Source organism: Streptomyces sp. NPDC048106, assembly GCF_040706415.1.
Classification (GTDB): domain Bacteria; phylum Actinomycetota; class Actinomycetes; order Streptomycetales; family Streptomycetaceae; genus Streptomyces.
Genome location: NZ_JBEZND010000037.1, coordinates 75,233 through 90,398, shown reverse-complemented (window position 1 = coordinate 90,398; position 15,166 = coordinate 75,233). Strand labels below are relative to the sequence as shown.

Here is a 15,166-nt window from a genome sequence, read left to right as displayed (position 1 = left end):
GGGGCGGCGGCCCGCCCCCGGGGCCGGGGGCCCCACCTACCCCCCCCGCGGGGGGGGGGGGGGGGGGGGGGGGGGGGGGCCCCCCCCCCCCCGCCTCCCCGTCGCGCGCCCGATGCCGGCCCGTCAGATCGACTGACGCGGCCGCCTCTTCATGCCCTCTTGTCACCGCTTCGGGACAACTGCCCGAGTCCGATCCGGAATTGTCCGGGAAGCAGCGCGTAACCGCCGCAACCCATGCGGTGAGCAGGGCCGTTGGCGTGCCTCGCAGGGGCAAAGGTTCCGCTAAGCGGGTGATAGCATCCCCGCGTCTGTGACCTTGGTCCCCTCGGCTCAGGCACCGCAGAAAACGGTTTCGGTCCGGTCCTCCGCGTGACCTGCCCGCCCCGTTCGCGACCGGTCGTCCCACCGGTGGTGCGGTGCACTTCCGCCAACGGCCGCAGGCTAACCGCCAGGAAAGGTTTCCATGATTCGAGACGCACTTGTCTGGTGCCTGGTTGTCGTGGCGGCGCTCGGCGTCGCCGCGGCCGTGGTTCTCAGTCGTCGCGCCAAGGCCATAGCGGCGAACAAGGACAGGTCCGAGGCCGCCCTCACCCAGAGACTGAGCGAGGCCGACGGCCGACTGGCCACTTTACGAGCAGAGCTCCACCAGCACCGGACCGACCACGCCAAGACCATCCAGGAAGCCGAGGAGGCGGCGGAGGACAGCACCAAGGCCGTGCTCAAGGGTTCCGCGCGCTTCCTGCAGAGCCTCGCCGCCGAGCAACTGGCGCTGCTGGAGGAGATCCAGCGCAAGTACGGCGGCCACTCGGTCCTCGGCGACCTGCTGGAGGTCGGCCACGCCAACGCGCAGATGGCGCGCAAGGCGCAGGGCATCGCGGTCATGTGCGGCGCCCCGCTGGGCCGCCGCAGCCGCGCCGCGAGCGTCTACGACGTGGTGCGCAGCGCCCAGGGACAGATCCGCAACTTCCGGCGCGTGGAGATCATGCAGCAGACCGGCTTCGCGCTGAAGGCGTCGGCGGTCTCGCCCGTCGCGCTCGCCGTCGCCGAGCTGCTCGACAACGCCGCCAGCTTCTCCCAGCAGGGCTCGCCCATCGAGGTGACGTTCCAGCGGGTGCAGAAGAACCTGTGCATCGTCATCGACGACGCGGGCGTCGGCATGAACGACGAGGAGCGGCAGAAGGCCAGCAGCCTGCTCTCCGGCCAGTACCGCCCCCGGCTGTCCCAGCTGGGCAACCAGCCCAAGTTCGGCTTCCCGGTGATCGGCCTGCTGTCCCAGCAGTACGGCTTCCGGGTGGACGTCACCGGCGTCTCCCGCTACGGCGGCGTGCGCGCGGTCGTGCTGCTGCCCGAGGAGCTGTGGACCGAGGAGGAGACGGCCCCGGTGGAAGAAGCCAAGCCCGTTGTCGAGCAGCCCGGTGTGCCCGCCCGGCCCGAGCCCGTGGCGCGCACCGCCAACGGCCTGCCCCGGCGCGGCGCCCGCCAGGTGCCCATCGCCAGCGTCCCCGACCAGGACACCGTCGGCCTGCCGCAGGTCACGGCGGCGGAGGACGCCGGCCGTGCGGCGGGGCGCAGCCTGGGCGCCTTCCAGCGCGGCACGCTCTCCGGCCGCAACCTCTCCGCGGCACCGTCCGAAGGGTCCGATGACACATGATCACCGACCTGTCGTGGATGCTCGAGGACATCGTGGCCAACGTGCCCAAGGCACGCCACGCCGTCCTGCTGTCCGCGGACGGCCTGCCCCGCGGGGCGACCGACGGCATGGCCCAGAAGGACGTGCGGACCATCTCCGCGGCCATGGCGGGCATGCAGTCGCTGAGCCGGGCCACGTCCCACTTCGCCGGGGACGGCCCGGACCGGCAGTGGAACCAGACGATCATCGAGTTCTCGCACGGCTGGATCTTCCTGATCGGGGCCGGGCAGGGCGCCTATCTGGCGGCGGCCGCGGCACCCGACGTCGACATGCAGCAGATCTCCTTCCGCATGCACCGGCTCGTCGCCCGGCTCGGCAACAACCTCACCTCGCCGCCCCGGGTGCACGCCGACGAGGCCGGGGCGCGCGCCCAGCGCGCCCACACCGGCCAGGAGATCGGCACCGGGATCCGGATCGCCGACCTGGACGAGGTGATCAGCGAGGTGCGCGGCGCCCGGCACGCGGTCCTGCTGGGCGGTGACGGACTGCCCCGCGGCGCCACCACGGGCATGAGCCAGGACCTTGCGGACACCATCTCCGCCGCGATGACCGGCATCCACGCCTACAGCCGCGCCACCGCCCAGTTCGCCGGCGCCCAGCCGGACGCCTCCTGGCGGCAGACGGTCATCGAGTTCCAGCACGGCTGGATCTTCCTGATCTCGGCCGGACGGGGCGCCTTCCTCGCCGCCGCGGCCCAGCACGACGCGGACATCGAGGAGTTCACCACCCGGCTGCACGGGGTGGTGCCGCGCCTCGACGCGTATCTGGCCCCGCGCGGGGAGGCGAGCCGCACGTGAGCGACGAGCCGGAAGAGGATCTGGAACTCACCTCCGCGTTAGTCCCGTTCTTCGTGATCACGAACGGGCGGTCCCTGCCCCCGGAACACGCCTACGGACACACGACGCTGGTGTCCGCGAGCGAGCACGCCGCCACCACGGTGCGCACGCTCACCCCGGAGGCCCGGCAGGTCCTGGACCTGGTCATGGACGGTTTCCTGTCCGTGGCCGAGGTGGCCGCCCACACCCACCTGCCACTGGGGGTCGTCCGGATCCTCCTGTCCGAGATGGAGGACGGCGGCCTGATCATCGCGCGGAAGCCGGTGCCCCGCGCGGAACGTGTCGACCGAGATGTACTGAACGCCGTGCTCGACGGCCTCAGAGCCCGATTCGGAGCGTGATTCGTGTACCTGGACTCAGGTGTCCGTACGGCGGTGAAGGTGCTCGTGGTCGGGCACTTCGGGGTCGGCAAGACCACGTGTATCGCCAGCATCTCCGAGATCGAGCCGCTGCGGACCGAAGAAGAGATCACCGAGGCCAGCGAGGGCTTCGACGATCTGTCGGGCACCCCCGACAAGACCACCACGACGGTCGCCATGGACTTCGGCCGTCTGACCATCAACGACGAGGTGGTGCTGTACCTCTTCGGCACCCCCGGCCAGGAACGCTTCAAGGAGATGTGGGAGGAGCTGTCCCGGGGTGCCCTGGGCGCGCTCGTCCTCGTCGACCCCGAGCGGCTGTCCGAGTCGTTCCCCATCCTCGACCTGGTCGAGCGGTTCGGGCTGACGTACGCCATCGGGGTCAACCACTTCGACGGCACACCCGGCTACCCGCTCTCCGAGGTGCGCGAGGCGCTCAACCTCTCCGCGGACACCCCCGTCGTCCCCTGCGACGTCCGCGACGAGCAGTCGTCGGCGCGCGCGCTGATCACCCTCGTGCACCACCTTCTCTCCCTCATCGACTAGGAGCCCCCGCTCATGCAGCAGCGACCCGGCATAGAGCCGCCCCCCGGCTGCCCCGCACACGGGAACATCCCGCTCTACGGCCCCCAGTTCGGCTCCGACCCGGACGGCCACTACGCCTATCTGCGCAGCCTCGGCCCGAGCGCGCCGGTGGACATCGCGCCCGGCGTCGAGGTCGAGCTGGTCACCAGCTACGACGCCGCGCTCTACATCCTCCAGAACCCCGCCTCCTTCGTCCGCGACTCGCGGCGCTGGAACGCCCTGCACGAGGGCCGCGTGCCCGAGGACAGCCCCGCGCTGCCGATGCTGGCGTACCGGCCCAACGCGCTGTTCAGCGACGGCGCGGCGCACGCCCGGCTGCGTCAGGCCGTCACCGACAGTCTGGCCACCGTCAACGAGTTGCAGCTGGTGCGTCAGACGCAGGCCTCGGCCGACTACCTGATCAGCCGCTTCAGCTCCGAGCGGATGGGCCAGGCCGAGCTGATGGCGGAGTACGCCCAGCCGCTGCCGCTGCTGGTCTTCAGCGATCTGTTCGGCTGCCCGCCCGAGATCGGTGACCGCGTCATCGCCGGCATCACCGGCATCTTCTCCGGCAGCAGCGGCGCCGACCAGCTGCTGGCCGAGGCGCTGAACGAGCTGATCACCCTCAAGCGCCGCAACCCCGGCGACGACCTGACGACGCGTCTGATGCAGCACTCGGCGCAGCTCACCGACGAGGAGGTGCTGCACCAGCTCGTCACCCTGCTCTCGGGCGGCACCACGCCGCTGTCCGCCGCGATCGGCACCGCGAGCGCGCTGATCCTCGGCGACGAGTGGCAGCCGGGCCTGCCGGTCGAGGACGCCGTCACCCAGGTGCTGTGGAACTACGCGCCCATCGCCAACTACGCGGCCCACTACCCCACGCACGACGTGGAGCTGGGCGGCCGCGTGATCAGGGCGAACGACCCGGTGCTGATCTCCTTCGCGGCGGCCAACACCGATCCCCGGCTCGCCGAGCACCGCGAACAGCTCAGCGCCAAGGCGCATTTGGCCTTCGGCGCGGGCCCGCACACCTGCCCCGCCAAGGACCCGGCGTTCGTGATCGCGGTGACCGCCGTGGAGTCCCTGCTCAACCGGCTCCCGGACATCGAGGTCCGCATGCCGTTCAAGGACCTGAGCTGGGTCCCGGCGCCGTGGAGCCGCTCCCTGGTGGCGCTGCCGGTGCGCTTCTCCCCGCGCATCGTCGTGCCGACCGCGGCCCAGAAGGCGGAATCTCCCGCCGGGGTCTCCGCCCGCCCCGTCGCGGCCACCGCCCGGCCGGCGGCGAGCGGTGCGCCGAAGCCCAAGGGAGGCCTGTTCAGCCGCTTCCTGGCATGGACCAGGGGAGAGTGACGAAGGCAACTCGCTTCGCGCATAGTCACCTTGTATGTGCGTATGAAGCGGAGGGTATGCATGCGGGCTGATGTCTAGATCAAGAAAGGGTCATTGTGGAAACAGTCACCACTTCACCCGCCGACAGACGCTTCGCCGTATCGCTCTTCTCCCGTCTGCGCACGGCCAAGGGACAGGCCAACCCGTTTCCGGTCTACGCGGAACTCCGCTCCCGGGGTGCGGTGGCCGCCGCACCCTGGGGCGGCTACCTCGTGACCGGATTCGACGTCTGCGACCAGGTCGTACGCAGTAGGGACTGGCTGGAGCCGGACGCCCGCTGGCGAGAACAACAGGGCGACGGCACCCGCTGGATGGCGCCGTCCGCCCGGGAGATGAGCCGCACCCTGCCCGCCCTCAACCCCCCGGAACACACCTGGGTGCGCCGCTCGGCGGGCATGTTCGACCGCAGCTCCCTGGACGACATGCGCGGGATAACCGAGCAGTTCACCACCAGGCTGCTCGACAACCTCGCCGAGCGGCTGCACGACGGCGAGGCCGACCTCAACGAACTGGTCGCCGAGGAACTGCCGGTCGCCGTCATCGGACACTGGCTCGGCCTGCCCACGGCCGACCACCCCCGGTTGCGCGAACTGACGCACGACCAGGTCTTCACCCAGGAACTTCTCCCCTCCGCCAGCCAGTTGGCACTCTCCGACGCGGCCACCGCCGAACTGCGCGCCTACTTCACCGACTTGGTGCGCGAGCGGCGCGCCCGTCCCGGGGACGACCCCGTCTCCCGCTGGATCGCGGTGTGGGACGGCATGGAGAGCGACCAGGAAAAGGCCGACGAGGCCGTCTACTTCCTCGCCCTGTTCGTGCTCCTGGCCGCCCTGGAGACCACGACCACCCTGCTGTCCACCACCGCCCTGCTGCTCCTCGAACACCCCCGCCAGTGGGACCGGCTCACCGTCCAGCCCGACCTGGTGCCGGCCGCCGTCGAGGAGTCGCTGCGCTACGACCCGCCCACCCACGTCATCAGCCGCGTCTCCTCGCGCGACTGCGAACTGGGCGGCGTGGAGATACGCAAGGACGAGATGGTCCACCTACTGGTCGGCGCCGCGCACCGCGACCCGGCCAAGCACGAGGACCCCGAACTGTTCAACATGCACCGCAAGCCCGCCCACCTCGCCTTCAGCGGCGGCATCCACTACTGCCTCGGCGCGCCCCTGGCCCGCCTGGAGGCCCAGACCCTCCTCCACCAACTGGTCACGCGCTTCCCCCAGCTCACCCTGGTCCGCCGCCCGACCTGGGCGCCGCGCGTGGCCTTCAGACGACTGCTGAACCTGGACGTCACCCTCGCATGACCGACACCGCCGACATGACCGGCATACCCGCGACGGCCGTACCGGCCGCCCCCCGCCGTCCCTTCGCCGTCACGGCGATCCAGGCGGACGCCGACGGACCCGTGCTGAGGGTCCGGCTCGGCGCCACGCCGAAGGACAACACCCTCACGGTCGCCGCCCTCGACGACCTCCTCGCCGTCCTCGACGCCCTCCACGACCGGCCGGACATCCGTGTCCTGCTGCTGACCGGGGCGGGCGACGACTTCAACCTGGGCGCCGAGCGCACCGAGTTCCAGACGGCGCTGGCACACGATCCCACCGGCACCGCCCTGCGCCGCATGAACGACAAGGCGCTGCGCGTGTGCGAGGCCCTGGAGAACACCCACGCGATCACCGTCGCGAGGCTGCACGGCCGGGTCATCGGCGCGGGCCTCGCCCTCGCCTCCTACTGCGACCTGCGCGCGGGCGCCGACGACTGCCGGTTCCGCATGCCCGAGGTAGCCCTCGGCCTGCCCCCCGCCTGGGGCGGCGCCATGGGCCGGCTGGTCGCCGAGGCCGGCGTCTCCCGCATCCGGGAACTCATGCTGACCTGCGAGAACTTCGACGCGGCCACCGCCCAGCGGATCGGCCTGCTGCACAAGGTCGCGCCCCGGGACTCCCTGGACGCGGCGGTCGACGCCTGGATCAGACCGCTGCTGCGACGCGCGCCCGAGGCCCTCGTCCTCACCAAGCGCATGCTGAACGGCTACGCGCGGGCCGCCCGCACCTCCGAGGTGGGCCTGCTCGACGCCCACCTGCTCAGCGCGCAACTGGGCCTCGCCCAGGCCGGCCAGCCGGCCCCGCCCCCCGCGCCGGTCCCCTCCTGACCGGCCCGGCTCCGTCCCGCACCGTGACGGGGCCGTCACCCCCTGCCGGTGACCCGCGGCCACCGGCAGGGGCCTGCGCGGCGCGTACCGGGCCGCGTGGCATCATCGGCCGGGGCCGCCACCCCCGGCCGGCCAGCCCCGCAGCGCCCGAGCCGCAAGGAGACCGATGAACCCCGCCGTCACCGCCCCCGCCGCGGTGGGCACCGCCCTGCTGGACGACTTCTCGCTGGAGATGACCGGCAAGGACGTGCCCGCACTGGAGGCGGCGCGCGGCAGCATCCCGCAGGGCACCCGGATCAACGTCACCTTCCTCGCCGGCGAGGACCACGCCACCCGGCTCGCCGCGGCCCGCGCGGTCCGCCGGCTCGGCTTCGTGCCCGTGCCCCACATCTCCGCCCGCCGACTGCCCTCGCCCGCCGCCCTGGAGGAGTTCCTCGCGGGCCTCGCCGCCGACGGCACCGCGGACAACGTCTTCGTCGTCGGCGGCGACCCCGCCCGCCCCGAAGGCCCGTACGAGGACGCCCTCGCCGTCATCCGCACCGGACTGCTCCAGCGCTACGGCGTGCGCCACATCGGCATCAGCGGCTACCCCGAGGGCCACCCCGCGATCACCGGCCCCGCGCTGTGGTCGGCGCTCACCGACAAGGCGGCGGCCATCGGCGCCGGGCCCTTCACCGGCGACGTCATCACCCAGTTCGGCTTCGACGCCGAACCGGTCCTGCGCTGGCTGGAGGCCGTCCGCGCCCGGGGCGTCCACCTCCCCGTCCGCATCGGCGTGCCCGGCCCCGCGGGCATCCGCCGCCTCGTCGGCTACGCCACCCGCTTCGGCGTCAGCACCAGCGCCTCCGTCGCCCGCAAGTACGGCTTCTCCCTGACCAACCTGCTGGGCACCGCGGGCCCCGACCGCTTCCTGCACGCGCTGAGCGAACGGTACGACCCCGCGCGCCACGGCGTGGTCAAGGTGCACTTCTACACGTTCGGCGGGCTGGGCACCACGGCGGAGTGGGTCGGCGCCTTCCGGCGGCGGGCCCGGTAGGAACGCGAGAACGCCCGCGCACCGCCCGGCGTACGTGTCGGAAATCCGCCAGCGCCCCGCGTTAGCGCTGGTCATCCTGGAGACATGCAGACAGCGACGCACCTCGACCGGGAGCATTGCGTGCGCGCCGTGCAGTCCAAGGACGCGCGGTTCGACGGATGGTTCTACACGGCCGTGCTGACCACCCGGATCTACTGCCGGCCAAGCTGCCCCGTCGTCCCCCCGAAGCCGCGGAACATGACGTTCTACCCGAGCGCGGCCGCCTGCCAGCAGGCCGGGTTCCGGGCCTGCAAGCGGTGCCGCCCGGACACCAGCCCCGGCTCACCGCAGTGGAACCAGCGCGCCGACCTGGTGGCCCGCGCCATGCGCCTGATCACCGACGGCGTCGTGGACCGCGAGGGCGTGCCCGGCCTCGCCGCCCGGCTCGGCTACAGCACCCGCCAGGTGGAGCGGCAGCTCCTCGCCGAGCTGGGCGCCGGTCCCCTCGCGCTCGCCCGCGCCCAGCGCGCCCAGACCGCGCGGCTGCTCATCGAGACCACCGCGCTGCCCATGGCGGAGATCGCCTTCGCGGCCGGTTTCGCCTCCATCCGCGCCTTCAACGACACCGTCCGCGAGGTCTTCGCCCTCTCCCCGACCGAGCTGCGCCACCGCGTACCGGCCGGCCGCGCGCCGGGCGACAGCGCCCCGGGCGCCCTCGGCCTGCGCCTGCCCTTCCGCGCCCCGCTCAACCCGGACAACCTCTTCGGCCACCTCGCCGCGACGGCCGTACCCGGCGTCGAGGAGTGGCGCGAGGGCGCCTACCGCCGCACCCTCCGGCTGCCGTACGGCCACGGCATCGTCGCCCTCAGCCCCCGCCCCGACCACATCGCCTGCCGCCTCACCCTCAGCGACCTGCGCGACCTCGCGGTGGCGATCAGCCGCTGCCGCAGGCTGCTCGACCTGGACGCCGACCCGGTCGCCGTCGACGACCGGCTGCGCACCGACCCGCTGCTCGCCCCGCTGGTCGACAAGGCGCCGGGCCGCCGGGTGCCGCGCACGGTGGACGAGGCCGAGTTCGCCGTCCGGGCCGTCCTGGGACAGCAGGTGTCCACCGCCGCCGCCCGCACCCACGCGGCCCGGCTGGTCACCGCCCACGGCAAGCCCCTGGACGACCCCGAGGGCGGACTCACCCACCTCTTCCCGTCGCCCGAGGCGCTGGCCGCCGTCGACCCCGGGACCCTGGCGATGCCCCGCACCCGGCGCACCACCTTCACCACCCTGGTGGGCCGCCTCGCGGACGGCACCCTCCACCTGGGGGTGGAGTCCGACTGGGCCGAGGCCCGCGCCCGGCTGCTCGCGCTGCCCGGCCTGGGCCCCTGGACGGCCGACGTCATCGCCATGCGCGCCTTCGGCGACCCGGACGCCTTCCTCCCCACCGACCTCGGCATCCGGCGCGCGGCGGGCGCGCTCGGCCTGCCGTCCACCCCCGCGGCGCTCACCGCCCGCGCCGAGGCGTGGCGCCCGTGGCGGGCGTACGCGGTGCAGTACCTGTGGGCGACCGACAGCCACCCGATCAACTTCCTCCCCGTGTGAGAAGGTGCCCCCGTGACGTGCCATACCGTGACCGACAGCCCGTACGGTCACCTCACCCTGGTCGCCGCCGACGACGGTGCCCTGTGCGGCCTCTACATGACCGGCCAGCGGCACCGCCCGCCCGAGGAGAGCTTCGGCCCGCGCGACGACTCCCCGCGCTGCTTCGCCGCGGCGCGGGAACAGCTCGCGGCCTATTTCGCGGGCGAGTTGCGCGAGTTCACCGTCGAACTGAACCTGCGCGGCACCCCGTTCCAGCGCAGCGTCTGGGAACAGCTCAGCCGCATCCCCTACGGCGAGACCCGCACCTACGGCCAACTCGCCGACGCCCTCGGCAGTCCCGGCGCCTCCCGCGCCGTCGGCCTCGCCAACGGCCGCAACCCGGTGGGCATCATCGTGCCCTGCCACCGCGTCGTCGGCACCGACGGCAGCCTCACCGGCTACGGCGGCGGCCTCGACCGCAAGCGCCGCCTGCTGGACTTCGAACGCGGCGCGGACATGGCCCTGTTCTGAGTGGGCCGGCCGCCGGTCAGCCGGCCGCCGGTCAGCCGGCCGCCGGGTCCTCGGCCAGGGCGGCCAGCAGCCGGGGCAGCGCGGTCCCGATGGGCTCGCGGACCACTTCGGCCGCCCGGTCGTCGTACGGCGTCGGTTCCGCGTTGACGACGACCAGGCGGGCGCCGTGGTCGGCGGCGACCCCCGCGAGGCCGGCGGCGGGCTGCACCTGGAGGCTGCTGCCGACGGCTATGAACACCTGGCAGGCCTTGGTGACGGCCACGGCCTCGCCGAGCACCACCGGGTCCAGACGTTCGCCGAACATCACGGTGGCGGTCTTCAGGATGCCGCCGCACTCCCGGCACGGGGGATCGTCCTCACCGGCGTCGAGACGGTCCAGGGCCTCGTCCATCGGCCCGCGCGCATGGCACCGGGTGCAGACGAACTCCCGGGCGGTGCCGTGCAGTTCGAGCACCTTGCGGGCGGGCATCCCGGCGAGCTGGTGCAGCCCGTCCACGTTCTGCGTGATCACCCGGACCGGCACCCCCGACCGCTCCAGCTCGGCGACGGCCCGGTGGGCGGCGTTGGGCTCGGCCCGCAGCGCCCGGGTGTCCCGCCGCATCAGCCAGGACCGGCGGCGGATCTCCGGATCGCCCATGTAGTACTCGTACGTGACGAGCTTCTCCGCCTCGGGATCGCGCCGCCACAAGCCGTTGGGGCCCCGGTAGTCGGGGATTCCGGAGTCGGTGGAGATACCTGCGCCACTGAGAATGGCCACGAGAGGCTTGCCCATGGGGCCGAGGGTAGGGCGCCCGGACCGCCGGGGCGAGCGGATATCGGTTCCTGCGGCTCAGCCCGCCCGGTGGCCGTCCTCCAGCTCCGCCGGACCGGAGCCGTCGGCGAGTACGCCACCAGCGGCGGCCGTGCCGCACCGGGCACCCAGTCCAGGGCGTCCACCCCCTGTCCGACTCCACCGTCCCGCCCGGAAGTCTCCCATCCCGCACGGTAGTTGGGCTCCACCAGCAGCACCCGCCCCGCTACGAACCGGTCGTCGCCAGGCGCGCGGTGCGTTCGGCCAGCGCGCTGATCCGCGCTCCGTCGAAGCCGAAGACCGCGCTGCGGACCGTGTCGTCGAGCGGGTCCTTCCAGTGGCCGGGAAGGGCGGCGGCGCCGGTGCGGACGCCGGCCACCGAGCCCGCCGTCGCCCCGTTGGAGTCGGTGTCCAGGCCGCCGCACACGGTGAGCGCGACGGTGCGGGTGAAGTCGTCGTCGCCGTACAGCAGCCCCGCGGTGAGGACGGCCGCGTTCGGGACGGTGTGGAGCCAGCCTCCGGCGCTCTCCGCGGTCGCGGTGTCCACCGTGTCCGCCCAGCTCAGCCCGGCCTCGTGCAGCGACATGACGCGGCGCACGGCACGGGCCAGGCGGCTGCTCTCCGGGATCACGCCGAGCCCGCCCTCCAGCGCGGTCCGTACGGTCGGCGCGGTGAAGGCGGCCGCGATCAGCGCGGCCGCGAACATGGCGCCGTAGACGCCGTTGCCGGTGTGGGAGAGCACGGCGTCGCGGCGGGCCAGACCGGCCGCGCGGGCGGGGTCGCCGGGGCAGGTCCAGCCGAAGACGTCCGCGCGGATGAGGGCGCCGATCCACTCCTGGTACGGGTTGTCGTACGTCGCCGTCAGCGGCGGCCGCAGGCCCTGGGCGAGGTTGCGGTACGCGGCCCGCTCCGCGGTGAAGGTCTGCAGATACGGCAGCCGCAGCAGCCACAGTTCGCCGACGTCCTCGGTGCTGAAGGCGAAGCCACGCGTCTCCAGCAGGTGCAGTCCGAGGATCGTGTAGTCCACGTCGTCGTCGCGGCAGCTGCCGTGGATCCGGCCGCGGACGCACTCGCGCCACTCCGGGCGCAGCGCGGCGGCGTCGGCCGGGTCGGCGGGCTCGGGCAGGTAGTCGGTGAGCGGGAGCGCGCCGCGGCGCCCGAGGTAGCGGCCGATGCGCTCGCGGGTCCACACCTCGCCCTGCTCGACCGGCTTGCCGAGCATGTTGCCCGCGATCCGGCCGAGCCAGCCGCCGTGGATCCGGTCGGCGAGTGCCGTGGGTTCCGGGTGGTCGCTGCTCATGGCTGGCGTCTACCCGTTTTCCCCGGTTCCGCCCAGCCCGTGGCCGGGCATGGCGGCGCGCGGCGGCCGGGGCTAGGGTCTTTCGTCTGGATCAGGCCGGACCAGGCACCAGGGCCCGCGAGCCCGGCATGATCCAGACGAGTGGCCCGGAGAACAAGGGGATGGCAGGTGGCGCAGACCGCACGGGACGAGACCCCTCGGGTGCTCGTCGCCGCGGACAAGTTCAAGGGCTCGCTGACGGCCGTGGAGGTCGCCGAGCGGGTGACGGCCGGGCTGCGGCGGGTGGTGCCGGACCTGGTGGTCGAGGCGCTGCCCGTGGCGGACGGCGGTGACGGGACCGTGGCCGCGGCGGTCGCGGCCGGGTTCGAGCGCCGCGCGGTGCGGGTCGCGGGGCCCCTGGGGGACGAGGTGACGGCGGCGTTCGCGCTGCGGGCCGGTACCGCGGTGGTGGAGATGGCCGAGGCGAGCGGGCTGCACCGGCTGCCGGCCGGCGTCCTCGCGCCGCTGACCGCCTCGACGTACGGCTCCGGCGAGCTGCTGCGGGCCGCGCTGGACGCGGGGGCGCACACGATCGTGTTCGGCGTCGGCGGCAGCGCCACCACGGACGGCGGCGCCGGGATGCTGACGGCGCTCGGGGCGCGGTTCCTCGGGGAGGACGGTGAGCCGGTGCCGCCGGGCGGCAGCGGTCTCGCCCGGCTCGCCCGCGCCGACCTCTCCGGCCTGGACCCCCGCCTGGAGTCCGTCTCGCTCGTGCTGGCCGGCGACGTCGACAACCCCCTGACCGGGCCGGCGGGCGCCGCCGCGGTGTACGGCCCGCAGAAGGGGGCCTCGCCGGCCGACGTACGGGCCCTGGACGCCGCGCTCGCGCACTACGTGAAGGTGCTGGCGGCCGAGGCCGGGCCGCGGGCGGCGGAGCGCGCCACGGCGCCGGGCGCGGGGGCGGCGGGCGGCGTCGGCTACGGCGCGCTGCTGCTCGGCGCGCGGTTCCGGTCCGGGATCGGGTTCATGCTCGACGTCCTCGGCTTCGCGCCCGCGCTGGCCCGCGCGTCGCTGGTGATCACCGGCGAGGGCGCGCTGGACGCGCAGACCCTGCGCGGCAAGGCCCCGGCGGGCGTGGCGGCGGCCGCGCGGGCCGCCGGCAAGGAGGTGGTGGCGGTGTGCGGACGGCTGGCCCTGGCGGAGCCGGCGCTGCGGAAGGCCGGTATCACCCGGGCCTACCCCCTGACGTCCGTCGAGCCCGATGCCGCCCGCTGTATCGCGGAGGCGGGGCCGCTCCTCGAACGTGTCGCGTCCCGGATCGCCGAGGACTTCCTCGCCTGACCCGCCCGGGGGGCCCGCCCGCGGAGACGGACACGAAAAGGGCCCCCAACCCATCCAACCCTGGGTTCGGGGCCCTCGGCCAGGACGCCGTTACGGCAGTTGCGCCGCTCGCGCTTCCCGGCGGTTGTCGCGGAAGTTGTTCACCCGGCGGGCCGTGGCGAACAGGGGGATCACCGCGCCCATGACGAGCTGGAGCGCGCAGCCCGTCTGGAGGAGCAGCTGTCCGCTGGGCGCGTCGAAGGCCCAGGCGGCCAGCAGACCCATGGACAGGACGATCCAGGAGAGCATGGCCCCGGCGAGGCGCCCCCGCGGCTTCGGGTACTCCACCCGGCTCACCATCAGCCAGGCGGTGCCCACGATCGCCAGCAGCGTCGCCACGAACGGCAGCTCAAGGAGCACGATCGAGACGACGGTGAGCGCGCCGAACGGCGAGGGCATGCCCTGGAACACGCCGTCCTTCATCGTCACGCACGAGAAGCGGGCGAGCCGCAGGACGACGGCCAGGAGCACCACGATCGCCCCGAGCGCCGCCACTCTCTGGTGCGCGTCGTCCGCGACCATGCCGTAGACGAGGACGAAGTACGCCGGCGCCAGGCCGAAGCTGATCAGGTCGGAGAGGTTGTCCAGCTCCGCACCCATCGGCGAGGACCGCAGCTTGCGCGCCACCAGGCCGTCGAACAGGTCGAAGACCGCCGCGCAGAGCATCAGGATGACCGCCGTGGCCGCGCTGTGGCGGGCCATGCCGGACTCCTGGCTGCCGGTGAGGTGCGGGATCAGGATGCCGGTGGTGGTGAAGTACACCGCCATGAACCCGCACGTGGCGTTGCCGAGGGTGAGGGTGTCCGCTATCGACAGGCGGAGCGAGAGCGGCATCTCCTCCTCTTCGTCCAGCTCGTCGGCCTCGGGCACCCAGTTCGCCTGGGTCTCCGGATCAATCACGGTCAATGCGAGTCACCCCAGCCACGGTCTTCTGTCCGACCTCGACCGCCACCTCCACGCCCTCGGGCAGGTAGAGGTCGACACGCGAGCCGAAGCGGATCAGACCGATACGGTCGCCCTGCTCGACCTTCGTGCCCCCAGGGAGGTAGGGCACGATGCGGCGGGCCACCGCGCCGGCGATCTGGATCATCTCGATGTCGCCGAGTTCGGTGTCGAAATGCCAGACTACGCGCTCGTTGTTCTCGCTCTCCTTGTTGAAAGCCGGAACAAAGCCGCCGGGGATGTGCTCGACCGACGTCACGGTGCCCGCGAGCGGCGCACGGTTGACGTGGACATTGAGCGGGCTCATGAAGATGGCGACGCGGGTGCGGCCGTCCTTCCAGGGCATGATGCTCTGCACCACACCGTCGGCCGGGGAGATGACCCGGCCCTGGGCGATCTCACGCTCGGGGTCGCGGAAGAACCACAGCATGCCCGCCGCCAGTGCGGTGGCGGGTACGGCGACGGCCTTGGCGACGCCCGAGCGGCGGGCGCGGGCCAGGCTGAGGGCTGCGGTGGCGACGGTCGGGAGAAGCCACGGCGATGCTCCGCGCGCGAGGCGTACGCCGGCTCGGCTGTCGCGAGGTGCAGAGGTTTGGCTGTGGGGCATGGATGACCTTCGTAGCGGATGATGCCGCGCAAGACGGGGGACGGCGGCTTTTCCGGGATCGTA

At 73.2% G+C, this 15,166-nt stretch carries 15 protein-coding genes; 11 read left to right on the top strand and 4 right to left on the bottom strand.

The window, feature by feature from the left end:
• The first annotated feature begins 463 nt into the window (after window positions 1-463).
• The 10 genes from AB0927_RS30560 to AB0927_RS30515 all read left to right on the top strand — a co-directional run bounded on the left by AB0927_RS30560 (window position 464) and on the right by AB0927_RS30515 (window position 10,105).
• Window positions 464-1,651, top strand: a complete 1,188-nt coding sequence (locus tag AB0927_RS30560; protein ID WP_366670998.1) for an ATP-binding protein — start codon at window positions 464-466, stop codon at window positions 1,649-1,651.
• Window positions 1,648-2,487 (top strand): roadblock/LC7 domain-containing protein, encoded by an 840-nt coding sequence (locus AB0927_RS30555; protein ID WP_366670997.1) that lies wholly within the window; start codon window positions 1,648-1,650, stop codon window positions 2,485-2,487. The genes AB0927_RS30560 and AB0927_RS30555 overlap by 4 nt, the downstream gene beginning before the upstream one ends.
• On the top strand, window positions 2,484-2,867 hold the full coding sequence (locus AB0927_RS30550) for a DUF742 domain-containing protein (protein ID WP_366670996.1): 384 nt from the start codon (window positions 2,484-2,486) through the stop codon (window positions 2,865-2,867). The genes AB0927_RS30555 and AB0927_RS30550 overlap by 4 nt, the downstream gene beginning before the upstream one ends.
• A gap of 3 nt (window positions 2,868-2,870) precedes the next feature.
• Window positions 2,871-3,431, top strand: a complete 561-nt coding sequence (locus AB0927_RS30545; protein ID WP_366670995.1) for an ATP/GTP-binding protein — start codon at window positions 2,871-2,873, stop codon at window positions 3,429-3,431.
• Window positions 3,432-3,443: 12 nt separating this feature from the next.
• Window positions 3,444-4,799: a cytochrome P450 gene (locus AB0927_RS30540; RefSeq protein WP_366670994.1), complete on the top strand. Its 1,356-nt coding sequence runs from the start codon at window positions 3,444-3,446 to the stop codon at window positions 4,797-4,799.
• Between the two features lie 95 nt (window positions 4,800-4,894).
• A complete protein-coding gene (locus tag AB0927_RS30535) occupies window positions 4,895-6,142 on the top strand; it encodes a cytochrome P450 (protein ID WP_366670993.1) in 1,248 nt (415 codons plus the stop codon).
• A gap of 14 nt (window positions 6,143-6,156) precedes the next feature.
• Window positions 6,157-6,987 carry an enoyl-CoA hydratase/isomerase family protein gene (locus tag AB0927_RS30530; RefSeq protein WP_366671007.1) on the top strand — a complete coding sequence of 277 codons (831 nt, stop codon included), beginning with the start codon at window positions 6,157-6,159 and terminating at the stop codon, window positions 6,985-6,987.
• Window positions 6,988-7,153: 166 nt separating this feature from the next.
• Window positions 7,154-8,023: a methylenetetrahydrofolate reductase gene (locus tag AB0927_RS30525; protein ID WP_366670992.1), complete on the top strand. Its 870-nt coding sequence runs from the start codon at window positions 7,154-7,156 to the stop codon at window positions 8,021-8,023.
• Between the two features lie 84 nt (window positions 8,024-8,107).
• Window positions 8,108-9,595, top strand: coding sequence for an AlkA N-terminal domain-containing protein (locus AB0927_RS30520; RefSeq protein WP_366670991.1), 1,488 nt, complete (start codon window positions 8,108-8,110; stop codon window positions 9,593-9,595).
• Between the two features lie 12 nt (window positions 9,596-9,607).
• Entirely contained in the window at window positions 9,608-10,105 is a 498-nt protein-coding gene (locus AB0927_RS30515) for a methylated-DNA--[protein]-cysteine S-methyltransferase (RefSeq protein WP_366670990.1), read from the top strand.
• Window positions 10,106-10,136: 31 nt separating this feature from the next.
• Here AB0927_RS30515 and AB0927_RS30510 read toward each other — a convergent pair whose 3' ends face one another.
• Together AB0927_RS30510 and AB0927_RS30505 are read right to left on the bottom strand one after the other, a co-directional pair.
• The gene (locus AB0927_RS30510) at window positions 10,137-10,877 is read right to left on the bottom strand and encodes a Sir2 family NAD-dependent protein deacetylase (RefSeq protein WP_366670989.1); all 741 of its coding nucleotides are present in this window, start codon (window positions 10,875-10,877) and stop codon (window positions 10,137-10,139) included.
• A 244-nt stretch (window positions 10,878-11,121) separates the two neighbouring features.
• Window positions 11,122-12,195: an ADP-ribosylglycohydrolase family protein gene (locus AB0927_RS30505; RefSeq protein ID WP_366670988.1), complete on the bottom strand. Its 1,074-nt coding sequence runs from the start codon at window positions 12,193-12,195 to the stop codon at window positions 11,122-11,124.
• Between the two features lie 201 nt (window positions 12,196-12,396).
• On the opposite strand from AB0927_RS30505, the gene AB0927_RS30500 reads away from it, so the two are divergent.
• The gene (locus tag AB0927_RS30500; RefSeq protein WP_366671006.1) at window positions 12,397-13,515 is read left to right on the top strand and encodes a glycerate kinase; all 1,119 of its coding nucleotides are present in this window, start codon (window positions 12,397-12,399) and stop codon (window positions 13,513-13,515) included.
• A 90-nt stretch (window positions 13,516-13,605) separates the two neighbouring features.
• On the opposite strand, the gene pssA is transcribed toward AB0927_RS30500, so the two are convergent.
• Together pssA and AB0927_RS30490 are read right to left on the bottom strand one after the other, a co-directional pair.
• On the bottom strand, window positions 13,606-14,424 hold the full coding sequence (gene pssA, locus AB0927_RS30495; protein ID WP_366671005.1) for a CDP-diacylglycerol--serine O-phosphatidyltransferase: 819 nt from the start codon (window positions 14,422-14,424) through the stop codon (window positions 13,606-13,608).
• A 22-nt stretch (window positions 14,425-14,446) separates the two neighbouring features.
• Complete coding sequence (locus tag AB0927_RS30490) at window positions 14,447-15,103, bottom strand: phosphatidylserine decarboxylase (RefSeq protein WP_366670987.1); 657 nt, start codon at window positions 15,101-15,103, stop codon at window positions 14,447-14,449.
• Between the last annotated feature and the right edge of the window lie 63 nt (window positions 15,104-15,166).

Bases quoted from the DNA above. Each gene is read 5' to 3' on its own strand.
- AB0927_RS30560 (WP_366670998.1), top strand. From the start codon at position 464: ATGATTCGAGACGCACTTGTCTGGTGCCTGGTTGTCGTGGCGGCGCTC.
- AB0927_RS30555 (WP_366670997.1), top strand. From the start codon at position 1,648: ATGATCACCGACCTGTCGTGGATGCTCGAGGACATCGTGGCCAACGTG.
- AB0927_RS30540 (WP_366670994.1), top strand. From the start codon at position 3,444: ATGCAGCAGCGACCCGGCATAGAGCCGCCCCCCGGCTGCCCCGCACAC.
- AB0927_RS30530 (WP_366671007.1), top strand. From the start codon at position 6,157: ATGACCGGCATACCCGCGACGGCCGTACCGGCCGCCCCCCGCCGTCCC.
- AB0927_RS30525 (WP_366670992.1), top strand. From the start codon at position 7,154: ATGAACCCCGCCGTCACCGCCCCCGCCGCGGTGGGCACCGCCCTGCTG.
- AB0927_RS30520 (WP_366670991.1), top strand. From the start codon at position 8,108: ATGCAGACAGCGACGCACCTCGACCGGGAGCATTGCGTGCGCGCCGTG.
- AB0927_RS30510 (WP_366670989.1), bottom strand. From the start codon at position 10,877: ATGGGCAAGCCTCTCGTGGCCATTCTCAGTGGCGCAGGTATCTCCACC.
- AB0927_RS30505 (WP_366670988.1), bottom strand. From the start codon at position 12,195: ATGAGCAGCGACCACCCGGAACCCACGGCACTCGCCGACCGGATCCAC.
- AB0927_RS30490 (WP_366670987.1), bottom strand. From the start codon at position 15,103: ATGCCCCACAGCCAAACCTCTGCACCTCGCGACAGCCGAGCCGGCGTA.